The 17,002-nt window shown below is 64.5% G+C and carries 15 protein-coding genes and 2 tRNA genes; 5 read left to right on the top strand and 12 right to left on the bottom strand.

The window, feature by feature from the left end; genetic code table 11:
* Position 1 precedes the first annotated feature (1 nt).
* The 5 genes from rpoA2 to NATOC_RS00955 are packed head-to-tail and all read right to left on the bottom strand — an operon-like array spanning position 2 to position 7,763.
* Positions 2 to 1,198 (bottom strand): DNA-directed RNA polymerase subunit A'', encoded by a 1,197-nt coding sequence (gene rpoA2 / locus NATOC_RS00975; protein WP_015319537.1) that lies wholly within the window; start codon positions 1,196 to 1,198, stop codon positions 2 to 4.
* Positions 1,191 to 4,118, bottom strand: a complete 2,928-nt coding sequence (locus NATOC_RS00970) for a DNA-directed RNA polymerase subunit A' (RefSeq protein ID WP_015319536.1) — start codon at positions 4,116 to 4,118, stop codon at positions 1,191 to 1,193. Before NATOC_RS00970 ends, rpoA2 begins: the two co-directional genes overlap by 8 nt.
* A 6-nt stretch (positions 4,119 to 4,124) precedes the next feature.
* Complete coding sequence (gene rpoB / locus NATOC_RS00965; RefSeq protein WP_015319535.1) at positions 4,125 to 5,954, bottom strand: DNA-directed RNA polymerase subunit B; 1,830 nt, start codon at positions 5,952 to 5,954, stop codon at positions 4,125 to 4,127.
* Between the two features lie 6 nt (positions 5,955 to 5,960).
* Complete coding sequence (locus NATOC_RS00960) at positions 5,961 to 7,535, bottom strand: DNA-directed RNA polymerase subunit B'' (RefSeq protein ID WP_015319534.1); 1,575 nt, start codon at positions 7,533 to 7,535, stop codon at positions 5,961 to 5,963.
* Complete coding sequence (locus NATOC_RS00955; RefSeq protein WP_015319533.1) at positions 7,536 to 7,763, bottom strand: DNA-directed RNA polymerase subunit H; 228 nt, start codon at positions 7,761 to 7,763, stop codon at positions 7,536 to 7,538. It abuts the gene before it with no gap.
* A gap of 301 nt (positions 7,764 to 8,064) precedes the next feature.
* Here NATOC_RS00955 and NATOC_RS00950 point away from each other — a divergent pair.
* The 3 genes from NATOC_RS00950 to NATOC_RS00940 all read left to right on the top strand — a co-directional run bounded on the left by NATOC_RS00950 (position 8,065) and on the right by NATOC_RS00940 (position 8,785).
* Positions 8,065 to 8,137: transfer RNA gene (locus tag NATOC_RS00950), tRNA-Asp, on the top strand.
* An 18-nt stretch (positions 8,138 to 8,155) separates the two neighbouring features.
* Positions 8,156 to 8,228 (top strand) — tRNA-Asp (locus NATOC_RS00945).
* 131 nt (positions 8,229 to 8,359) lie between these two features.
* Positions 8,360 to 8,785 (top strand): group I intron-associated PD-(D/E)XK endonuclease, encoded by a 426-nt coding sequence (locus NATOC_RS00940; protein WP_015319532.1) that lies wholly within the window; start codon positions 8,360 to 8,362, stop codon positions 8,783 to 8,785.
* A gap of 22 nt (positions 8,786 to 8,807) precedes the next feature.
* On the opposite strand, the gene NATOC_RS00935 is transcribed toward NATOC_RS00940, so the two are convergent.
* From NATOC_RS00935 to gap, 6 genes are all read right to left on the bottom strand, one after another.
* Positions 8,808 to 9,551: a protein-L-isoaspartate O-methyltransferase family protein gene (locus NATOC_RS00935; protein WP_015319531.1), complete on the bottom strand. Its 744-nt coding sequence runs from the start codon at positions 9,549 to 9,551 to the stop codon at positions 8,808 to 8,810.
* A gap of 60 nt (positions 9,552 to 9,611) precedes the next feature.
* On the bottom strand, positions 9,612 to 10,274 hold the full coding sequence (locus NATOC_RS00930; RefSeq protein WP_015319530.1) for a protein-L-isoaspartate(D-aspartate) O-methyltransferase: 663 nt from the start codon (positions 10,272 to 10,274) through the stop codon (positions 9,612 to 9,614).
* Positions 10,275 to 10,380: 106 nt separating this feature from the next.
* Positions 10,381 to 11,034, bottom strand: coding sequence for an HVO_0476 family zinc finger protein (locus NATOC_RS00925; RefSeq protein WP_015319529.1), 654 nt, complete (start codon positions 11,032 to 11,034; stop codon positions 10,381 to 10,383).
* Positions 11,035 to 11,222: 188 nt separating this feature from the next.
* Positions 11,223 to 12,170 carry an aminopeptidase gene (locus tag NATOC_RS00920; protein ID WP_015319528.1) on the bottom strand — a complete coding sequence of 316 codons (948 nt, stop codon included), beginning with the start codon at positions 12,168 to 12,170 and terminating at the stop codon, positions 11,223 to 11,225.
* A gap of 48 nt (positions 12,171 to 12,218) precedes the next feature.
* On the bottom strand, positions 12,219 to 13,424 hold the full coding sequence (locus NATOC_RS00915; protein WP_015319527.1) for a phosphoglycerate kinase: 1,206 nt from the start codon (positions 13,422 to 13,424) through the stop codon (positions 12,219 to 12,221).
* Between the two features lie 47 nt (positions 13,425 to 13,471).
* Entirely contained in the window at positions 13,472 to 14,542 is a 1,071-nt protein-coding gene (gap, locus tag NATOC_RS00910) for a type I glyceraldehyde-3-phosphate dehydrogenase (RefSeq protein WP_015319526.1), read from the bottom strand.
* Positions 14,543 to 14,810: 268 nt separating this feature from the next.
* Between gap and NATOC_RS00905 the strand changes: the two genes are divergently transcribed.
* Both NATOC_RS00905 and NATOC_RS00900 read left to right on the top strand, forming a co-directional pair.
* On the top strand, positions 14,811 to 15,878 hold the full coding sequence (locus NATOC_RS00905) for a type II glyceraldehyde-3-phosphate dehydrogenase (protein WP_015319525.1): 1,068 nt from the start codon (positions 14,811 to 14,813) through the stop codon (positions 15,876 to 15,878).
* Positions 15,879 to 15,922: 44 nt separating this feature from the next.
* Positions 15,923 to 16,318, top strand: coding sequence for an Hsp20/alpha crystallin family protein (locus tag NATOC_RS00900; RefSeq protein WP_015319524.1), 396 nt, complete (start codon positions 15,923 to 15,925; stop codon positions 16,316 to 16,318).
* A 105-nt stretch (positions 16,319 to 16,423) separates the two neighbouring features.
* Here NATOC_RS00900 and NATOC_RS21635 read toward each other — a convergent pair whose 3' ends face one another.
* Complete coding sequence (locus tag NATOC_RS21635; RefSeq protein WP_157224576.1) at positions 16,424 to 16,849, bottom strand: hypothetical protein; 426 nt, start codon at positions 16,847 to 16,849, stop codon at positions 16,424 to 16,426.
* Positions 16,850 to 17,002: the final 153 nt, after the last annotated feature.

The raw sequence follows: 17,002 nt of genomic DNA, 5'->3' as shown, positions 1-17,002 counted from the left end.
ATCAGTCCGCCTGACCGCTGCCGGGACTCGTCGAGCCCATTCGGAGATCGACGTCGCCGGTGCCGAGCTTGATCGGTTTCCCGACGATAACGTTTTCGGTAACGCCGTCGAGTTCGTCGACCTCGCCGTGGATGGCAGCGTTGAGCAGGTGGTTGACCGTCACCTCGAACGCCGCACGGGCAAGCACCGAGTCCTTCGAGCCCGAGATGCCGTGACGGCCGATCGATTCGATCTCGCCGCGGTTGGTCATCATGTCCGCGACGAGCATCAGGTGACGGACGTTGACGTCGTCGAGCCCCTGCTCGGCCAGCGTGTTGTTCGTTTCCTCGATAATCGCCTCACGGGCGGCCTCGATACCGAGATTGCGGTGGATCTCGTGGATATTGTTACACGTCGACCGGGAGGCGTCGACGCCCTCGATCTCGAGAGCGTCGCCGAACGCCGACCCCTCGGTATAGAGAACGAACTCCTCGCTGCCGTCGTCGAGCTCCTCCCGTCGGATGACGACCCGGGAGATGTCCTCGATTCCCTTGAACGTGATCTCACGCAGCTCCTCGACCAGCTGGAGCAGATCGCGGTAGGATGGCTCCTCGGGACCGAACTCGATCTGGGTACCCTGCTGGACCGCCTTGACGCCGAGGTTGTCCTGGATGATCTCGGCGACTTCCTCGGGCGTGATCATCCGCTCCTTGAGGGTGTCCTCGTTGAGCGAAATCTGGACTCGCATGTCTGCGACGTTCGTCGAGACGTCGCCCAGCGCGAGGATCTTCGTCGCCTCGATCTTCCAGACGACCTCGTGGGCCTTCTCGCGCTCGGTGGCGTACTCGTCCTCGAGGTAGATCGTCATCATCGGCGTGTCCGGGGTCTTCCGTGCGTCGACCAGCTCGATCAGCCGTGGCAGCCCCTGGGTCACGTCGATCTCCGCGACCCCCGCGTAGTGGAGCGTGTTCATCGTCAGCTGCGTTCCGGGTTCGCCGATCGACTGTGCCGAGACGGTGCCGACGGGGTCGAGCGGATCGACCCGCGTATCCGTATACCGGGCTTCGACTGCCTTCGCGAGCTCGTCGGCGTCCTCGACGGTCGCGTCGCCACGGTCCTCGAGGGTCGCGTAGACCTCGTCCTTGAGTCGTCGGGGGAGGTCGGCGTCTTCGACGACGGCGATCATATCGTCATCGACGTTGTAGTCGATCTCAGTCATCGGAGGTCACCTCCGTTCCCTCGGCGAGTCGATCGTCGGCGTACTCCGAGAGGTTCGTCGGCTCGGCCTTGATACCGAGGAACTCCTGTCGCTCGGCCTCGGACTCGAACTCGGAGTCCAGTACCCGATCGGCGATCTGCTCGACGTCGATGTCGTTCTCGTCGCCCGAGGAGACCTTGACCGGGGAGGTCCCGTCCTCGCCGAACTCGAACTGGACGATCGTGTCCGAGGTGTCTCGGACGGTTCCGTCGTACTGTGCCTCGAGTTCGGAAAGAGCGTTGATCAGGCGTCGCTGGAGGTACCCCGACTTCGAGGTTCGAACCGCCGTGTCGACTAGCCCCTCGCGACCGCCCATCGCGTGGAAGAAGAACTCCCGCGGAGTCAGGCCGCTGGTGTAGGAGTTCTCGACGAAGCCGTGTGCCTCGGCCGAGAGATCGTTCGGCTTGTAGTGGCTGAGGGTGCGGTCCTCGTAACCACGGTTGATACGTTCGCCACGGACTGCCTGCTGGCCGACCGCGCCGGCCATCTGGGTCAGGTTGAGCATCGAACCACGAGCGCCGGATTCGGCCATGACGACCGCCGGGTTGTCGTTGTCGAAGTGTTCGTCGGCGATGTTCCCGGCGTTGTCACGCGCACGCGAGAGCGTCTGCATGATCTTCATCTCGAGGGTCTCGTCGATCGTTCGACCGGGCAGACTCTCGAGTTCGCCCCGTTCGTAGGCCTCGATCAGCTCTTCGACGCGGTCGTTGGCGTCCTCGATGGTCTCGTCGATCCGAGCCTGGGCTTCCTCCGGAATCGTCTCGTCGTCGATCCCGATCGAGAACCCGAAGTGCATGATCGCCCGCATCGCGAGCGTCGAGACCTCGTTGACGAAGATCCGGGCGCGGGTGTTGCCGTAAACCTTCGTGATCGTGTCGACGATCTCGCCGCCGAACTCGCCGACCTCGTCCTCGGCGATGGTTCCCTCGAGCAGCTGGCCGTCCTCGATGACGACGTCGTCGCCGACGGTGCCGGTAAACTCGAGATTCAGGTCGTCGGGCAACAGCTCCGAGAAGACGTCGTAGCCGGTCCAGAACGGCTCGCCCTCGTCGTCGATGCCGCTGGGTTCGGGCAGCTCGTCGATCCGGGTCGCGCGCAGCAGGTCGAGCGCCTGGGTCTCGTTGAATCGGGGGTTGTCGTGGGTCAGGAGATACATCCCGCTGATGTGGTCCTGGATTGCCCCGATGATGTTCTCGCCGAATCGCGGGCTCAGGATCTGCTCCTGAACACGCATGAGGACGCGGGCCTCCGCCCGCGCTTCCTCGTTTTGCAGCGCGTGCATGTTCATTTCGTCGCCGTCGAAGTCAGCGTTGTACGGCGGACAGACGACGGTGTTCAGACGGAACGTCTTGTACGGCATGACCACGACCTCGTGGGCCATGATCGACATCCGGTGCAGCGACGGCTGCCGGTTGAAGATGACGATGTCGCCGTCGACGAGGTGGCGGTTTACTTCCCAGCCGGCGTCGACCTTCTCGGCGAGCTGTTCGCAGTTCTTCTCGGTCACTTTCAGGCGACGCCCGTCGGGACGACGCACGTAGTTCGCACCGGGGTGGGCCTCGGGCCCGTTCGAGACGTAGCGCCGCGCTTCGTCGACGTTGCGCTCGGTGACGTTCATCGTCTGGGTCATCTCGCTGGCGACGCGGTCGGGGACGCCGACCTCGTTCAGGGAAAGCGTCGGGTCCGGCGAGATGACGGTTCGGGCGGAGAAGTTAACCCGCTTCCCGGACAGGGAACCACGGAACCGACCCTCCTTGCCCTTCAGCCGCTGAGAGAGGGTCTTGAGCGGACGGCCGGAGCGGTGGCGAGCCGGGGGCGTCCCCGAGATCTCGTTGTCCATGAAGGTGGTGACGTGGTACTGGAGCAGCTCCCAGAGGTCCTCGATGATCAGCTGGGGTGCACCGGCCTCGCGGTTCTCCATGAACCGCTGGTTGATCCGGATGATGTCGACCAGCTTGTGGGTGAGGTCGTCCTCGCTGCGCTGGCCGTTGTCCAGGGTGATCGAGGGCCGAGCGGTCACCGGCGGGACGGGAAGGACGGTGAGGATCATCCACTCGGGACGCGATCGCTCGGGGTTGATTCCCAGAACCTCCATATCCTCGTCCGGGATGGCCTCGAACCAGTCCCGGATGTCGCTTGGCATCAGCTTGTTCGTGTCCTCCTCCGTGAGGTCGATGTCGAGCGCTTTCTCGATCGCCTTGCGCTGGCTCTCGCGCGGACGGAACGAGCCCGAGAGGATCTCGTTGATCCGCCCGATGTCGATCTCGGTCTTCTCGGCGAGCTCGTCGGGTGTCGTCCGCTCGACGCCGGCCTCCTCGTCGCCCTGCATCGCACCGGCGATACGCTGGGAGTACTCGCTTGCCAGCACCTGCTGAACCTCGTAGTAGGTCGTGGGCTTCTCGTGGTCGATGTCGTACTGGACCTCGCTGCAGAACGGACAGCGGTCCTTCTTGCGGGCCTGGCGGATCGCGGCCTTCGTGACGTCGTTTAAGTCGCGACCGAGCTTCCGGGACTCGTCGATCTTGTCGTAGAACTCCTCGCGTTCATCCTCGGTCAACAGGAGCCGCGAACACTCCCGACAGGTCCCTCGCAGGAGCCGTCGAATGAGCTTCGTGAAGCCGACGTGAATGACCGGCGCGGCCAGCTCGATGTGTCCGAAGTGACCGTTACACGACCCCGAGTGTTTGCCGCAGGTCTTGCACTCGAGCCCGGGGTCGATAACGCCCAGCCGGGGGTCCATCAGCCCCATGTCGATGGGGAAGCCGTCGTCGTCGTAGGTGTCGGCCGTGATGATCTTCGTCGCGCTCATCTCCCGGTACTCCTCGGGCTCCATGAGCCCGAAGTTGATCGATCCGATGTCCTTTGGTGTGCTGTTTTGCATGGTGGGTTAGACGGCGTCTTCCAGTTCCAGTCGCGGTGCGATACCCAGAGCCTTCATCTCGTCCAAGAGGAGTTTGAACGCGTAGCTCATCTCGATCTCGTGGATGTCCGTCTCCTCGTCGCAGTTCGGACAGTAGACGCGGCGCTGTTCGACGTTCTCGACCGCACTCATTCCACACTGACCACAGACGTGGATGAACTCGCGGTCGGATTCGTCGAGCAGTCGCTCCTTCAGGGTCATCGCGGCGCCGTGACCGATGAAGACGTCCCGTTCCATCTCCCCGATACGGAGGCCACCCTCGCGGGCGCGACCCTCGGTGGGCTGGCGGGTCAACACCTGCACGGGACCACGCGAGCGGGCGTGGAGCTTGTTCGAGACCATGTGGTAGAGCTTCTGGTAGAAGATGATCCCGACGAAGATCTCGGCCTCGATCTTCTCGCCAGTGATCCCGGAGTACATCGTCTCCTTGCCGGCCGAGTCGAAGCCAGCCTCCTCGAGTCCCTCGCGCAGTTCGGATTCGTCCTCGCCGAGGAACGGGGTCCCGTCGACGCGACGGCCCTCCATCGCGCCGAGCTTGCCGCCGATCATCTCAAGGATGTGGCCGACGGTCATCCGCGACGGCAGTGCGTGCGGGTTCAGGACGAGGTCCGGCACGACCCCCTCCTCGGTGAACGGCATGTCCTCCTGTGGCGCGAGGTGGCCGACGACCCCCTTCTGGCCGTGGCGACTGGCGAACTTGTCCCCGAGCTCGGGGATCCGTTCGTCGCGCACGGAGACCTTCGAGAGCTTCGAGCCGTCCTCGCCTTCCATCAGGGTGACGGTGTCGACGACACCGGACTCGCCCGAGCGCATGGTCACGGAGGTCTCACGGCGCTTCTGGGGCGAGAGCCCGCCCATGTCGTCGGGCTCCTCGAGGAACCGCGGCGGCGAGGTCTTCCCGAGTAAAACGGAGTTCTCGTCGACCTTCGTCTCGGGGTTGACCAGCCCGTCCTCGTCGAGGTGGGTGTAGGCCTCCTCGCCGCGGGCGCCACGGACGTCCTGGCTCGGGATCTCGAAGCGGTCCTCCTGGCCGCCCGGATACCGTCGCTCCTCGCCCTCGTACGTTCGGAAGAAGTGCGAGCGAGCGAGCGCGCGTTCGACGCTCGCTTTGTTCATCACCAGCGCGTCCTCAATGTTGAACCCCTCGTAGCTCATCACGGCGACGACGAAGTTCTGGGCAGCGGGTCGCTCGTCGAAGCCGATCTGCTCGGTCGTCTGGGTCTTGACCATCGAGAGCTGCGGGTAGTGCAGCAGGTGCTGGCGCGTGTCCGGACGGATCCGGTAGTTCGCGCTGGGCAGTCCCAGCGACTGCTTGATCATCCCCGCGCCCATCGTAATCCGGGGCGAGGCGTTGTGCTCGGGGTAGGGGATCATCCCTGCACCGATTCCGAAGATCAGCTGTGGGTCGATCTCGAGGTGTGTGTGTTCTTCCTCGAGGTCGTCCTCGTCGACGGCGACGTAGATGTCCTCCTCCTCCTCGGCGTCGATGAACTCGATGTAGCCGTGCTCGACGAGGTCCTCGAACTCGAGGTCGCCGTCCTGCAGCGCCTCGAGTTCCTGCTCGGAGATGCGGGGCTCGCCGTCCTCGACGACCAGCAGCGGTCGCCGTGCGCGACCCGCGTCGGCGTTGACGATCACTTCCCGGGTGCGCTCTTTCACAGAGACGTTGACCATCTCGCTGACGTCGCCGATGCGTCGCGCTTCGCGGATCTGTTCGGCCAGTTCGTGCGGATCGGGATGGGTCCCCACCAGCGACCCGTTCACGTAGACTTTCGCTTCTCGTTGTTGGCTGCTCATAGTTGATCAGTCGTCTGCGGTCGATCGCTCGATACCCTCGAGACCGGGGATCCCCTCGACGCCCATCGAGGCGAGTTCGCGCTTGAGTTCCTGTTCGTCCTCGATGTTCTGGGAGAGCTCCATCGCCTGCGCGAAGTTCTTCACCAGTCCACAGTTCGGACCCTCCGGCGTCTCGGAGGGACAGATGCGACCCCACTGGGTCGCGTGCAGGTCTCGCGCCTCGAAGTGAGGCTGGGATCGTGAGAGCGGGCTGCGCAGGCGACGCAGGTGCGAGAGGACGCCCATGAAGTCGGTGCGGTCGACGAGCTGACTCACACCGGAGCGGCCGCCGACCCAGTTGCCCGTCGCGATCGGGTGCTCGAGACGCTCGGTCAGGACGTCCGAACGGACGACGGTGTTGACCGAGAGCTGCCGGTTGCGCATGTTCGCGCGCTCGAGCTGGTACTTCACGTCCCGGGCCAGCTTGTTCAGCGCGGTCCGGAACAGGTCCTTCATCAGGTCACCGGAGACCTTCAGCCGCTTGTTGGCGTAGTGGTCCTTGTCGTCGGCCTCGCGGCGACCCAGGGCGAGCTCGAAGCAGGCCTCGGCCATCCGACAGAGGTAGTGGGCCTTGTTGATCCGGACGTCCTCCTCGTCGACGCCCTCTTCGTGGAGGTGTGGCAGGAGATAGCGGTCGATGACGTAGTTGGCCCGCTTGAGCTGGTAATTTTTCCCCTGACCGGAGGCGACGCGCTTGCCGAGCGCCTCGATGGCTTCCTCCTCGGTCTGGACTTCCGCTTCCTCCAGGTTCTCCAGCATGTACTTGACGACCTCGGGATCGTTCGAGACCTTGTGAACGATCTCTTCGTCGCTCTCGAGCCCCAGTGCTCGAACGAGCGTGACGAAGTTGATCGAGCCCGAAACCGAGGGGAACGAGACCTCGAGCAGGCCGTTACGGGTCCGCTCACAGAGCACGAGCGCGCGGTAGCCACGGCGCTGCGAGAAGGTCTTGGCGACCTGGATCTCGTCACCGTATTTGGTGTCGTACTCCGCGAGGATCTTGTTCGGCGCGAGGTCCTCGCTGGTCATCAGCACCCGCTCGGAGCCGTTGACGATGAAGTAGCCGCCGGGATCGGCGGGGTCCTCGCCGATCTCGATCAGTTCTTCGTCGCTGAAGCCGGCGATGTTACACTTATCGGAGCCGACCATGATCGGCATCCGGCCGATCTTCGTCTCTGTAGAGTCGACGACTCGCTGGTCGCCCTCCTCGCCCTTCACGATCGACATCTCCATGAAGACGGGCGCGGAGTAAGTGATGTTGCGGAGGCGGGCCTCCTGGGGGTATAGTAGCTCCTCGGAGCCGTCGGCTTCCCGTACGCGGGGCGTCACCACCCGAACGTCGCCGAGCTTGACGTGGACCGGCTCTTCGCCTTCCTTGTCGCCGATATCCGTGTCGATCGTCTCTTTCTCGTCGACGACCTCTTGCATGCCTCGGTTGAGAAAGGCGTTGAACGAGCGGTAGTGGTGTTCTGCGAGCCGTTCTTTCGAGAAGTATTCGCGCGAGATGTCCCGTCGTTTCGATCGATCAAGTTCCATTGCCATTTATTCTACCACAAGTCGGTATACGACTGCCTGGTCGGTTGTGCGTGAGTTCCGAACGATCTTGATGACGTCGCCGACTTCCGCTTCGTCCGGGAGAGCGGAGTCGTTGCGCTTGATTTTCGGCAGGTCTGTGCGGTCGATGTCGTACTCGGAGAGCACCTCCTCGAGGACGTCCTCCTCGAGAACGGTGTGCTCCGGGACGAGTTCGTGTTGGCTTACGTCTACCATGTGTTGGTGCGGGCTATCGGGAGAGAAGCGGCTGTCACGAGATACTACAGGCACGTAGCGGCGGGACGCATTTAACGGTTACTAACTCGACTCAAAAGCGCGGCTATCCGGCCTGGCGAACTTGACCGGGAGTAGCTATCACGTTCGTACGTAGCCGGTTCTCGGTTATATTCCTTGTGGGGAGACCAACACGGACGGAGCTATCGGTGGCGCGGTTCGGCCTACCACACGTTTCACGATTGGAAAGCCTTAATACTCTCACCGGGAAACGAAGAAATGCGTCGCAAGACGCCGCAAGCAAGCCCGGATGGTGTAGTGGCCCATCATACGACCCTGTCACGGTCGTGACGCGGGTTCAAATCCCGCTCCGGGCGCTTTCTTGCGACTTGTCTGCCCGGGTGGTGTAGTGGCCCATCATACGACCCTGTCACGGTCGTGACGCGGGTTCAAATCCCGCCTCGGGCGCTTTCTCAGTATCGTAAGCAGCGGCTCGCGGTGTCGGAAACATAATAACAGGTCCCTACCCTCGGGTACCGGTACAGGCGACTAGATCAGGTTCTCTCAATTTTTCGGTGAAGGCGAGCCAACAATTACCAGTGAATACGAAACAGATCGGGGACGAAACCGAGGCCAAGATCATGGCCGCACTGATCGCCGAGGGCTATACCGTTTCGATTCCATTCGGGGACAACGAGAGCTACGACCTCGTTTTGGACACGGGAACGACCCTGGAGCGAGTACAGTGCAAAACCGGGTGGATCGAGGACGATGTCGTCCGATTCAAAACGGCGAGCAAGACAACGTCAGACGGGGACGTCGTTCGAGCCGATTACGGAGACGAGATCGACGCGTTCGCCGTCAGGTGTCGTGAGACTGAGCAACTGTACTGGGTTCCATCCGAGGACGCCGGTGCGAAGAGTACGTATCTTCGGATAGCGGAACCGGAAATCTCCCATCCGAGCGTCAACCGTGCAGAGGAGTACCGCCTCAAGGAACGGCTGCCAGAACTAGCTGACCGGTAGCGGGTATCGAATCGATAGTCGATCAGCGGAGCCGATCGTCCCACTCGATCCACTCCTGTTCCCAGCCCGTTCGCGAGTCCGCCCGGCGGCGGGCGTACTCGACGTCCTCGCGATCGGTTCGGTTGCGCTCGACGGCGCCGGACTGCTCGCCCTCCAGCAGGAGCGGATCGAACGAGACGACGCCGAACTCGTCGCTCGAGCCGTCGGGATCGACGGCCGTGATCCGCTGTGGCTGGGTCCCGCGAGGGAGAACGAGACGGCCGCCGTCCGCGAGCTGGGCCAGCAGCGCGCGGGGCGGATCGACCGCGGCTGCCTCGAGGAGGATCCGATCGAAGGGGGCGTACTCGGGAAGTCCGCCGGCGCCGTCGCGACGATCGACGAGGACGCCCTGGTACCCCGCTCGCTCGAGGTTGGTCCGGGCCGCGTAGACCAGCGGCCGCGAGATATCGACGGCGTGAACGCGGTGCTCGCCGACGATCTCGGCTGCTACCGCTGCCGTGTAGCCGATCCCGGCGCCGACGATCAACACGTCGTCGCCGTTCTCGATCGCGAGCGCTTCGAACAGCTGGGCGACCGTACTCGGTGCGAGGACGCGGGTCTCGAGGACCTCGTGTGCTCGATCGGCGTAGGCAGCGTGGTCGTCCTCGAGGAACTCGTGACGGGGGACGTCACGCATGGCGATGGCGACGGCCTCGTCGTCGAGGGCCACCTTGGTCGGCGACTCGAGGCCGTCGACCATATCTTCCCGCAGTACCGCAGGGTCCATACCCGGGCTAACGGACGAGGCGTTATCAACTGCGCGCCCGCCCGCGCAACCCGTGAGCGGTTACCGCATTCGAACGAACCGAACGCCGCCGTGTTCCGTTCGCTCGAGACTTCCGTCCGCGCGTTTCTCGGCCAGGACGAGCGTCTGGAACCCCGTTCCGATCGGGGCGAGCAGCCGGCCGTCGGGACGGACCTGCTCGACGACGGGATCGGGCAGCTCCGGCGTCGCGCAGGTGAAGTACGCGGCGTCGTACGGCGCGTGCTCGGCCCACCCCTCGCGGCCGTCACCGACGCGGACCGAGACGTCGCCGTACCCCGTCTCGGCGAGTCGCTCCCGCGCGTCCTCGGCGAGCTCCGTGCCGTACTCGACGCTGTAGACGTGGTCGGCGCCGACGATCTCGGCGGTCACCGCCGCGTGGTACCCGCAGCCGGTGCCGATCTCGAGGACGTCCGCGCCGGGATCGAGGGCGAGTGTGTCGGCCATGATCGCGACCATGTGGGGCGCGCTGATCGTCTGGCCGTCGCCGATCGGCAGCGGCCGGTCCTGGTAGGCGTCGCCGCGTCGGTCGGGCGGGACGAACGCGTGGCGCGGAACGGCACGGAGAGCCTCGAGGACGCGATCGTCGGCGACGCGGTCGGCGACGGTTCGGACCATCCGCTCACGGGCGGTTTCGTAGCCGTCCGTCCGGCCGTCTCCGTCGTCGGAGCTGAACCGATCGAACATGAATGGACCTACGGGCTCGCGAGCAATAGCCTGTGGGACGCAACTGCGTGCCGCCGCGTCCGTTCGGACGATCGATCGGTCAAGCGACCATCGGCCGGGAGATTGGTTACCAGGCCGACCAGGCGCTGGTCTGTTCGTCGTAGGCGTAGACCCGCTTCAGATCCTTCGCGACGCCCGTGTCACCCTCCATATCGTAACGGTCTCGATCGTATTCCGGGGCGTCCTGCCGGACGACGAAGGCGTCGATCTCGAACTCGTCGTCGCCGAACTCCTCGATCGCACCGACCTCGAACTCGTAGTCGCCGGGGACATAGACCGTGATACTCCGGCTGTCGTCCCGGGAGCCGTCCTGGGGGTGGACCGTGACGTTGACCGCGACGTTGTCGACCTCGCGGGTCCAGACGGTCTCGATCTCGTCGGCGTCGGCCTCCTCGACGCGGCGGTGGCCGTCGAGCTCGACGCTCGTGACCCGGACCGTCGAGAGCACCTCGTCGGTCTCGAGGATGAACTCGTCGCCGACCTCGATGGTCTCGTCCTCGGGCGCGGTGACGTTCGCGGTGAACGACTCGCCCTCCTGGGAGACGACGACGTCGAGGGTGATCTCGCGGTCGGGATCGGGCTGTACCTTGTGGACGTGACTGCACTCGCTACAACGAACCGTCAGCGCTCCGCCGCCTTCCGTTAGTACCTCGTGGACCGTCTCGAGGTCCGGCGAGCACGACGGACAGGGCGTCGGGATCCGGTCTGGAACGTCGTTCATAACACGCCGTAGACGCCACGCACCTAAAAGGCGATTGGACCGCGCGCGAGCCCGATATTCGCTCGCATCGGCACCATCGCGTCGACCCTCACTCGCCTCGCGAACACTCCACTTCCGGTCGCTCACGGCTCGTCGCCGTTCGCCACTGGAAACCGCACGGCTTCCCCGCCTCGCGGTTCCCTCGCTGGCTACGCTCGAGGAAGTTCCACTTCCTCGTCATCCGCCCACACTGTCGGCTCCCGGACGATTCCGTCGAGGTGGATCGGTGCCTCGACGTCGCCGCCGATCCCCGCGTCGTCGCCGATCGCGATGTGGACCGTGCCGCCGGCTTTCTCGTCGAGCAGGACCGAGCCGACGAGGTCGGTGACCGCGACGTTCGTGCCGATCCCCAGCTCCGCGAGGTTGTACGCGGCGTCGCCGACCTCCTCGGCTGCGGTTTCGACCGTTTCTCGAATTTCGTCGTCCGAGATGTCGGTGACGAGGCCGTCCTCGACCTCGAAGCGAAGCTCCTGGCCGTCCTCAAGCAGCCCGTGAGGACGCATCGTCCCGTCGACGACGAACGTGCCCTCCGCCGTCTCGGGGCTGACGAACACCTCGCCCGCTGGGAGGTTCGACATCTCGCCGGGCTCGTGGACGATCCCGGTGTCCGAGAGGAACTCCCGATCCCCGATCCCGAACGTGATGTCGGTCCCCGCGGGTGCGGTGACCCGGATCTCCTCGGCGTCGGCGACCTGCTCGAGGACGTCGGCGGAGTGGTCGGCGATCGCCTCGTAGTCGGCGTCCAGTCCCGTCGTAAACACTTCCTCGGTGATCCCGGGCAGCGTCGCGACGCGAGCGCCGGCCTCGTTGGCCTCGCCGCGGGCGCGAGTGTGGCTCAGGCTCTTGGTCGTCGGCGCGAGGACGACGTCGGCGCCGGCCATCGCGGCCGCGACCGGGGATGGGGGTTCGGCGCCGTGGGTCTCGCCGGGCGGGTACCGGACGATGACGGCGTCGTCGGTAACCGCGCTCGCGACCTCGTAGATCGCCTCGCCGATCGGTTCGCGCTCGTCGTCGGTGACGACGGCGCAGCGCTCAGAGGACTCGAGTGCGAGACACTGCCGGACGGCCGTCTCTGCGGCCGCACTGAGGTCAGACATACTCGATAATGGAGGTAGCGAGCCGAAAGGTCTTGCTATCAGCGGCCCCTACTCGGCGGCCGCTTCCAGCGCTTCGACCGCGACCAGCGGCTCGCCGGTGAGCGCGCGGACGTAGGCGCCGCCGGCGATCGAGACGTGACCGAAGTCGTCCTCGTCGAGACCGTACATCCCGATCGCCCGGGAGGTGTCGCCGCCGCCGACGACCGAGAAGCAGTCGGTTTCGGCGATCGCCTCGAGCACCGTCACGGTGCCGTCGGCGAAGCGCTCGTCCTCGAAGACCCCCAGCGCGCCCTTCACGAAGACGGCTTCGGACTCGCGGACGAGGTCGGCGTACGTCTCGGCGGTGTCAGAGCCGACGTCGAGGTAGGACGTTTCCTTCTCGAGTCCCTCGACGTCGACCTCGGCGCGCTCGTCGTCCGCTCCCTCGTAGGCGAGGTCCGTCGCGAGGTACAGGGAGTCTTCGTACTCCTCGAGGATGCGCTCGATCGTCTCGCGCTGGTCGTCCCACTGGTCGTCGAAGAAGTCGGTTCCCTCGACGTCGTAGCCGACGTCGTGGCCCGCCGCCCGCAGGAAGAGTTCGCCGACGATCCCGCCCAGACAGAACTGATCGACGCCGTCGACGCTCTCGATGACGGGGATGAGGTCCTCGGCTTTCGTCCCGCCAAGCGCCATCGTGACGGTGCCGTCGAACTCCCGCTCCTGGATCGACGAGTTCGCCGTGTACTCCTGTTCCATCACGCGTCCTGCGTAGGCGTCCATCACCCGTGGGAAGCCGACCAGCGAGGCGTGGGAGCGGTGGGCCGCCGAGTAGGCGTCGTTGACATAGGCGTCGAACTCCGGGGCGAGCGTCCGGACGAACTCGGTGTCGGCTTTGACCTCGGGCGCTTCCTCGGGAAGCTCCTCGTCGCACATCCGGGCGTTCTCGAGGACGAGCGCCTCGCCGCCCTCGAGGTCGTCGATCGCCGCCAGCGCGTCCTCGCCGAAGGTGTCGGCGACGAAGTCGACGTCCCGATCGAGGTGGTCGGCGAGGATCGCGGCGTGTTGTTCGAGCGAGACGAACGTGTCGCGGCCAGGTCGGCCCTGGTGGGCCAGCACGGCAACGGCGTGGCCGTCCGCCAGCAGTTCCCGGAGCGTCTCGGCGTGGCGCGCGAATCGGCGGTTGTCCTGGACGACGTCGTCCTCGACGGGGGCGTTGAGGTCGAGACGGACCAGCAGTTGCTGCTCGGTGTCGAGATCGTCGATCGTCTTGAACATACGGAGAGGGCGTGTCGAACCCGCTTAAAGGTTAAAGTGGCAGCTGCTCAGCGGGCGACGGCCTCGTCGGCCTCGTCGGCTTCGGCCTCGGCGGCGACGTACGTCGCGAGGTCGAGCATCCGGTTCGAGAAGCCGTACTCGTTGTCGTACCAGGCCAGCACCTTGACGAGGCCGTCCTCGAGGGACATCATCGACTCGAGGTCGACGTACGAGGAGAACGGGAGCCCGACGATGTCCTGGGAGACGATCTCCTCGTCGGTGTAGCCGAGCACGCCGGCGAGCTCGTCGTCGGCCGCGTTGCGGAAGGCGTCGGCGAGTTCCTCCTCGGTGACGTCTTCCTCAAGGTCGACGGTGAGGTCGGTGATCGAACCGTTCGGAACGGGGACCCGCATCGCCATCCCGTCGAGCTTGCCCTCGAGCTGGGGCAGCACCTCGGTGGTAGCGATCGCAGCGCCGGTCGAAGTCGGAATGATGTTCTCGGCGGCGGCGCGCCCGCGACGGCGCTTGCTGAGCGGGCCGTCGATCAGGTTCTGGCTTCCGGTGTAGGCGTGGACCGTCGTCAACAGTCCGGACTCGATGCCGAACTCCTCGTCGAGGACCTGCACGACCGGCGCAACCGAGTTCGTCGTACAGGAGGCGTTCGAGAGGACGTCCTCGCCGTCGTAGTCGTCGTGGTTGACGCCGTAGACGATCGTCTGGACCTCCTTCTCGCCTTTCGGTGGGGCCGAGATCAATACCTTCTCGGCGCCGGCTTCAAGATGCTGGGCCGCCTCGTCGTACGTACGGAAGATGCCCGTCGCCTCGAAGGCGACGTCGACGTCGAGCTCGCCCCAGGGGAGCTGGGTCGGATCGCGTTCGGAGCAGAGCTGGATCTCCTGGCCCTCGACGGTGAGGACGTCGTCCTCGAGAGTTACGTCCTCGAGCCGACCATGAACGGAGTCGTGCTTGACGAGATACCGCATGTCGTCGTTGTCCATAACGTCGTTGATCCCGACGATCTCGACGTCATCGTACTCGAGCGACGCACGCAGGACGTTCCGTCCGATGCGGCCGAATCCGTTGAGGCCGATCCGGAGGGTCCCCTCGAACTCGTTCTCCGTGTGCGAATTTTCACTCATATCTGAGTAGTACGCGGTCCACGATTAAATCACTTGCCCCTTCCACAACGTTGATTGACGATAAGGAGAGATTTCGGGCCACTCGCCACGTGCGTGGCTGCCGTGGTACCACACATCATGGAACAGTCTCGACATATTATATATTAGGTGGATATACACGCTAGGACGTACCACTCTGTCGAATGTCGTCGGAAAACTCGATTTCGAGTTAACATCTATCAGATTCTTGCAAAACAGTTATGCTGGTCGACGGTGGATGTCGACGCGTATGCTCCGCGTCGGAATCAACGGTTATGGAACCATCGGCAAACGCGTCGCGGACGCCGTGCGATCGCAGCCTGACATGGAGGTTGCCGGCGTCGCCAAGGTCAGTCCCGATTACGTCGCCCTCGGGGCGGCCGAGGCGGAGTACCCGCTCTACGCGGTCGACGAGGACCGCATCGATGGGTTCCACGAGGCCGGCATCGAGCTCGCCGGCACCGTCGACGAGCTCGTCGCCGACAGCGACGTCGTCGTCGACGCCACACCCTCCGGAATCGGCGAACAGAATCGACCGCTCTACGAGCGCCACGACACCCCGGCGCTCTTCCAGGGCGGCGAGGACGCGACCGTCGCGGAGGTTAGTTTCAACGCCCGCGCGAACTACGAGGAGGCCGCCGACGCCGACTACGTTCGCGTCGTCTCCTGTAACACGACCGGACTCTCCCGGCTCGTCGCACCCATCCACGAGGACTACGGCATCGAGAAGGTACGGACAACCCTGGTTCGACGCGGCGGTGACCCGAACCAGACCGGGCGCGGCCCGATCAACGACGCCCTGCCGGACCCCGTCTCGATTCCCTCCCACCACGGGCCGGACGTCCAGACCGTCTTCCCCGAGCTCGACATCGATACGATCGGGCTCAAGGTCCCCACGACGATGATGCACGTCCACGCGGTCAACATCACCCTCGAGGAGGAGCCCGACAGCGTCGAGGCGGTTCGGGAACGGCTCCGCGAGGAGAACCGCCTTCTCCTGATCCCCGACTACGCCGGCATCGACGGCGCCGGGACCCTCAAGGACCTCGCGCTCGACGCGGGCCGTCCGCGGGGAGACATCTGGGAGAACTGCATCTGGGAGGAGTCGCTCACCCTCGAGGGGAAGGACCTCTACTGCATGCAGGCGATCCACCAGGAGTCCGACGTCGTCCCGGAGAATATCGACGCGATCCGCTCGGTGACGGGACTGCTCGACGGGCCGGAGAGTCGCACACTCACCGACGAGACGCTGGGAATCGGCCTCGGCCGCCTTGACAACGAGACGGAACGCGCCGTGGACCGACAGACCGCCGACTGAGGCGTCGGGGAAAGCTTTTGGCCGTCCCTTCCTTATCACCAGCTATGCGACGAGACGACCGCGACGAACCCTTCGACGATCTCTTTCGGGAAATCGAGCGGATGATGAACGAGATGATGAACGGTGCCGACGTCGATTTCGACTCCTCGAGCGCTGTCGACAGCGGTTTCGGCATGGACACCCACGTCGACATCCACGAAACCGACGACGAGATCCGCGTCGTCGCCGACCTGCCTGGCGTCGAAAAAGACAACATCGACCTCGAGTGTGACGGGAAGACGCTCACTATCTCGGCCCAGAGCGACCACCGCCAGTACGACGAGCGCGTCTCGCTGCCCCAGCGGGTCAACGAACACAGTGCCTCGGCGACGTACAACAACGGCGTCCTCGAGGTCGTCTTCGAACCCGCCGAGCGTTCCTCGGGAATCAGTCTCGAGTAACCAACGCGCGCGGAGTCGAGTCGCGTTCGGCACCGATTTTCGGTTCCGGGACTATCGGGTTGGTCCGATCAAAAAGGGAAGCTGCCCGTTGAGACGGCGGCGTCGCTACTTCTTGGAGCGTCGTCGGTGCCCACCCGAGCGACCCAGCGCTTTGTTCATCGTGTGCTTGATGAATCCCCGCGTGTCGGTCACAGGGTCCGGAGCGCCGTGCTTTCCGTGTCGACCGCGCTTTCCGTGTCGACCGCGCTTTCCGCCGTGACCGTGGCCCTTTCTTTTGTCCCTGCGACCGTGTTTGGGATCGTGGTCACGTTTGTGGTCGTTTTCCTTCTTTGCATGGCCGTCGTCCTTCTTTTTGGGACCGTCGTCCTTCTTTCCGCGTCGACGATCGCCGTTCTTCTTTCGGCTGTGCCGGTCGTTGCCGTTCTTTTTTCCGCCCGCCGAAGCCGCGCCGGAGAGTCCGACGAGACCGATACCTGCCGTTCCAGCGAGTCGAAGAACACCGCGTCGTGTACTCCCGTTGTCTTCAGTCATTGGTAGTCCTCGAGCCATCGTGGCTCATTCCCAGCCAATTCCGGGGTTCCGTATTAACCGGACCAATCGTTACGCGATCAATGTCGGTTACCGGGCCCGGTTTTCGATCGTTCCGTCCGATCAGTCTCGGCCAAGTTGCTGAAACGGTGACCG

The organism is Natronococcus occultus SP4, from assembly GCF_000328685.1.
Taxonomy (GTDB): Archaea; Halobacteriota; Halobacteria; order Halobacteriales; family Natrialbaceae; genus Natronococcus; species Natronococcus occultus.
Note: the sequence above shows the minus strand (reverse complement) of the source record. Positions and strands in the feature narration are given on the sequence as shown.

Excerpts from the sequence above, each read along its gene's own strand:
- rpoA2 (WP_015319537.1), bottom strand. The coding sequence starts at position 1,198 with ATGACTGAGATCGACTACAACGTCGATGACGATATGATCGCCGTCGTC.
- NATOC_RS00970 (WP_015319536.1), bottom strand. The coding sequence starts at position 4,118 with ATGCAAAACAGCACACCAAAGGACATCGGATCGATCAACTTCGGGCTC.
- rpoB (WP_015319535.1), bottom strand. The coding sequence starts at position 5,954 with ATGAGCAGCCAACAACGAGAAGCGAAAGTCTACGTGAACGGGTCGCTG.
- NATOC_RS00960 (WP_015319534.1), bottom strand. The coding sequence starts at position 7,535 with ATGGCAATGGAACTTGATCGATCGAAACGACGGGACATCTCGCGCGAA.
- NATOC_RS00955 (WP_015319533.1), bottom strand. The coding sequence starts at position 7,763 with ATGGTAGACGTAAGCCAACACGAACTCGTCCCGGAGCACACCGTTCTC.
- NATOC_RS00935 (WP_015319531.1), bottom strand. The coding sequence starts at position 9,551 with ATGGACCCTGCGGTACTGCGGGAAGATATGGTCGACGGCCTCGAGTCG.
- NATOC_RS00930 (WP_015319530.1), bottom strand. The coding sequence starts at position 10,274 with ATGTTCGATCGGTTCAGCTCCGACGACGGAGACGGCCGGACGGACGGC.
- NATOC_RS00925 (WP_015319529.1), bottom strand. The coding sequence starts at position 11,034 with ATGAACGACGTTCCAGACCGGATCCCGACGCCCTGTCCGTCGTGCTCG.
- NATOC_RS00920 (WP_015319528.1), bottom strand. The coding sequence starts at position 12,170 with ATGTCTGACCTCAGTGCGGCCGCAGAGACGGCCGTCCGGCAGTGTCTC.
- NATOC_RS00915 (WP_015319527.1), bottom strand. The coding sequence starts at position 13,424 with ATGTTCAAGACGATCGACGATCTCGACACCGAGCAGCAACTGCTGGTC.
- gap (WP_015319526.1), bottom strand. The coding sequence starts at position 14,542 with ATGAGTGAAAATTCGCACACGGAGAACGAGTTCGAGGGGACCCTCCGG.
- NATOC_RS00905 (WP_015319525.1), top strand. The coding sequence starts at position 14,811 with ATGCTCCGCGTCGGAATCAACGGTTATGGAACCATCGGCAAACGCGTC.
- NATOC_RS00900 (WP_015319524.1), top strand. The coding sequence starts at position 15,923 with ATGCGACGAGACGACCGCGACGAACCCTTCGACGATCTCTTTCGGGAA.
- NATOC_RS21635 (WP_157224576.1), bottom strand. The coding sequence starts at position 16,849 with ATGACTGAAGACAACGGGAGTACACGACGCGGTGTTCTTCGACTCGCT.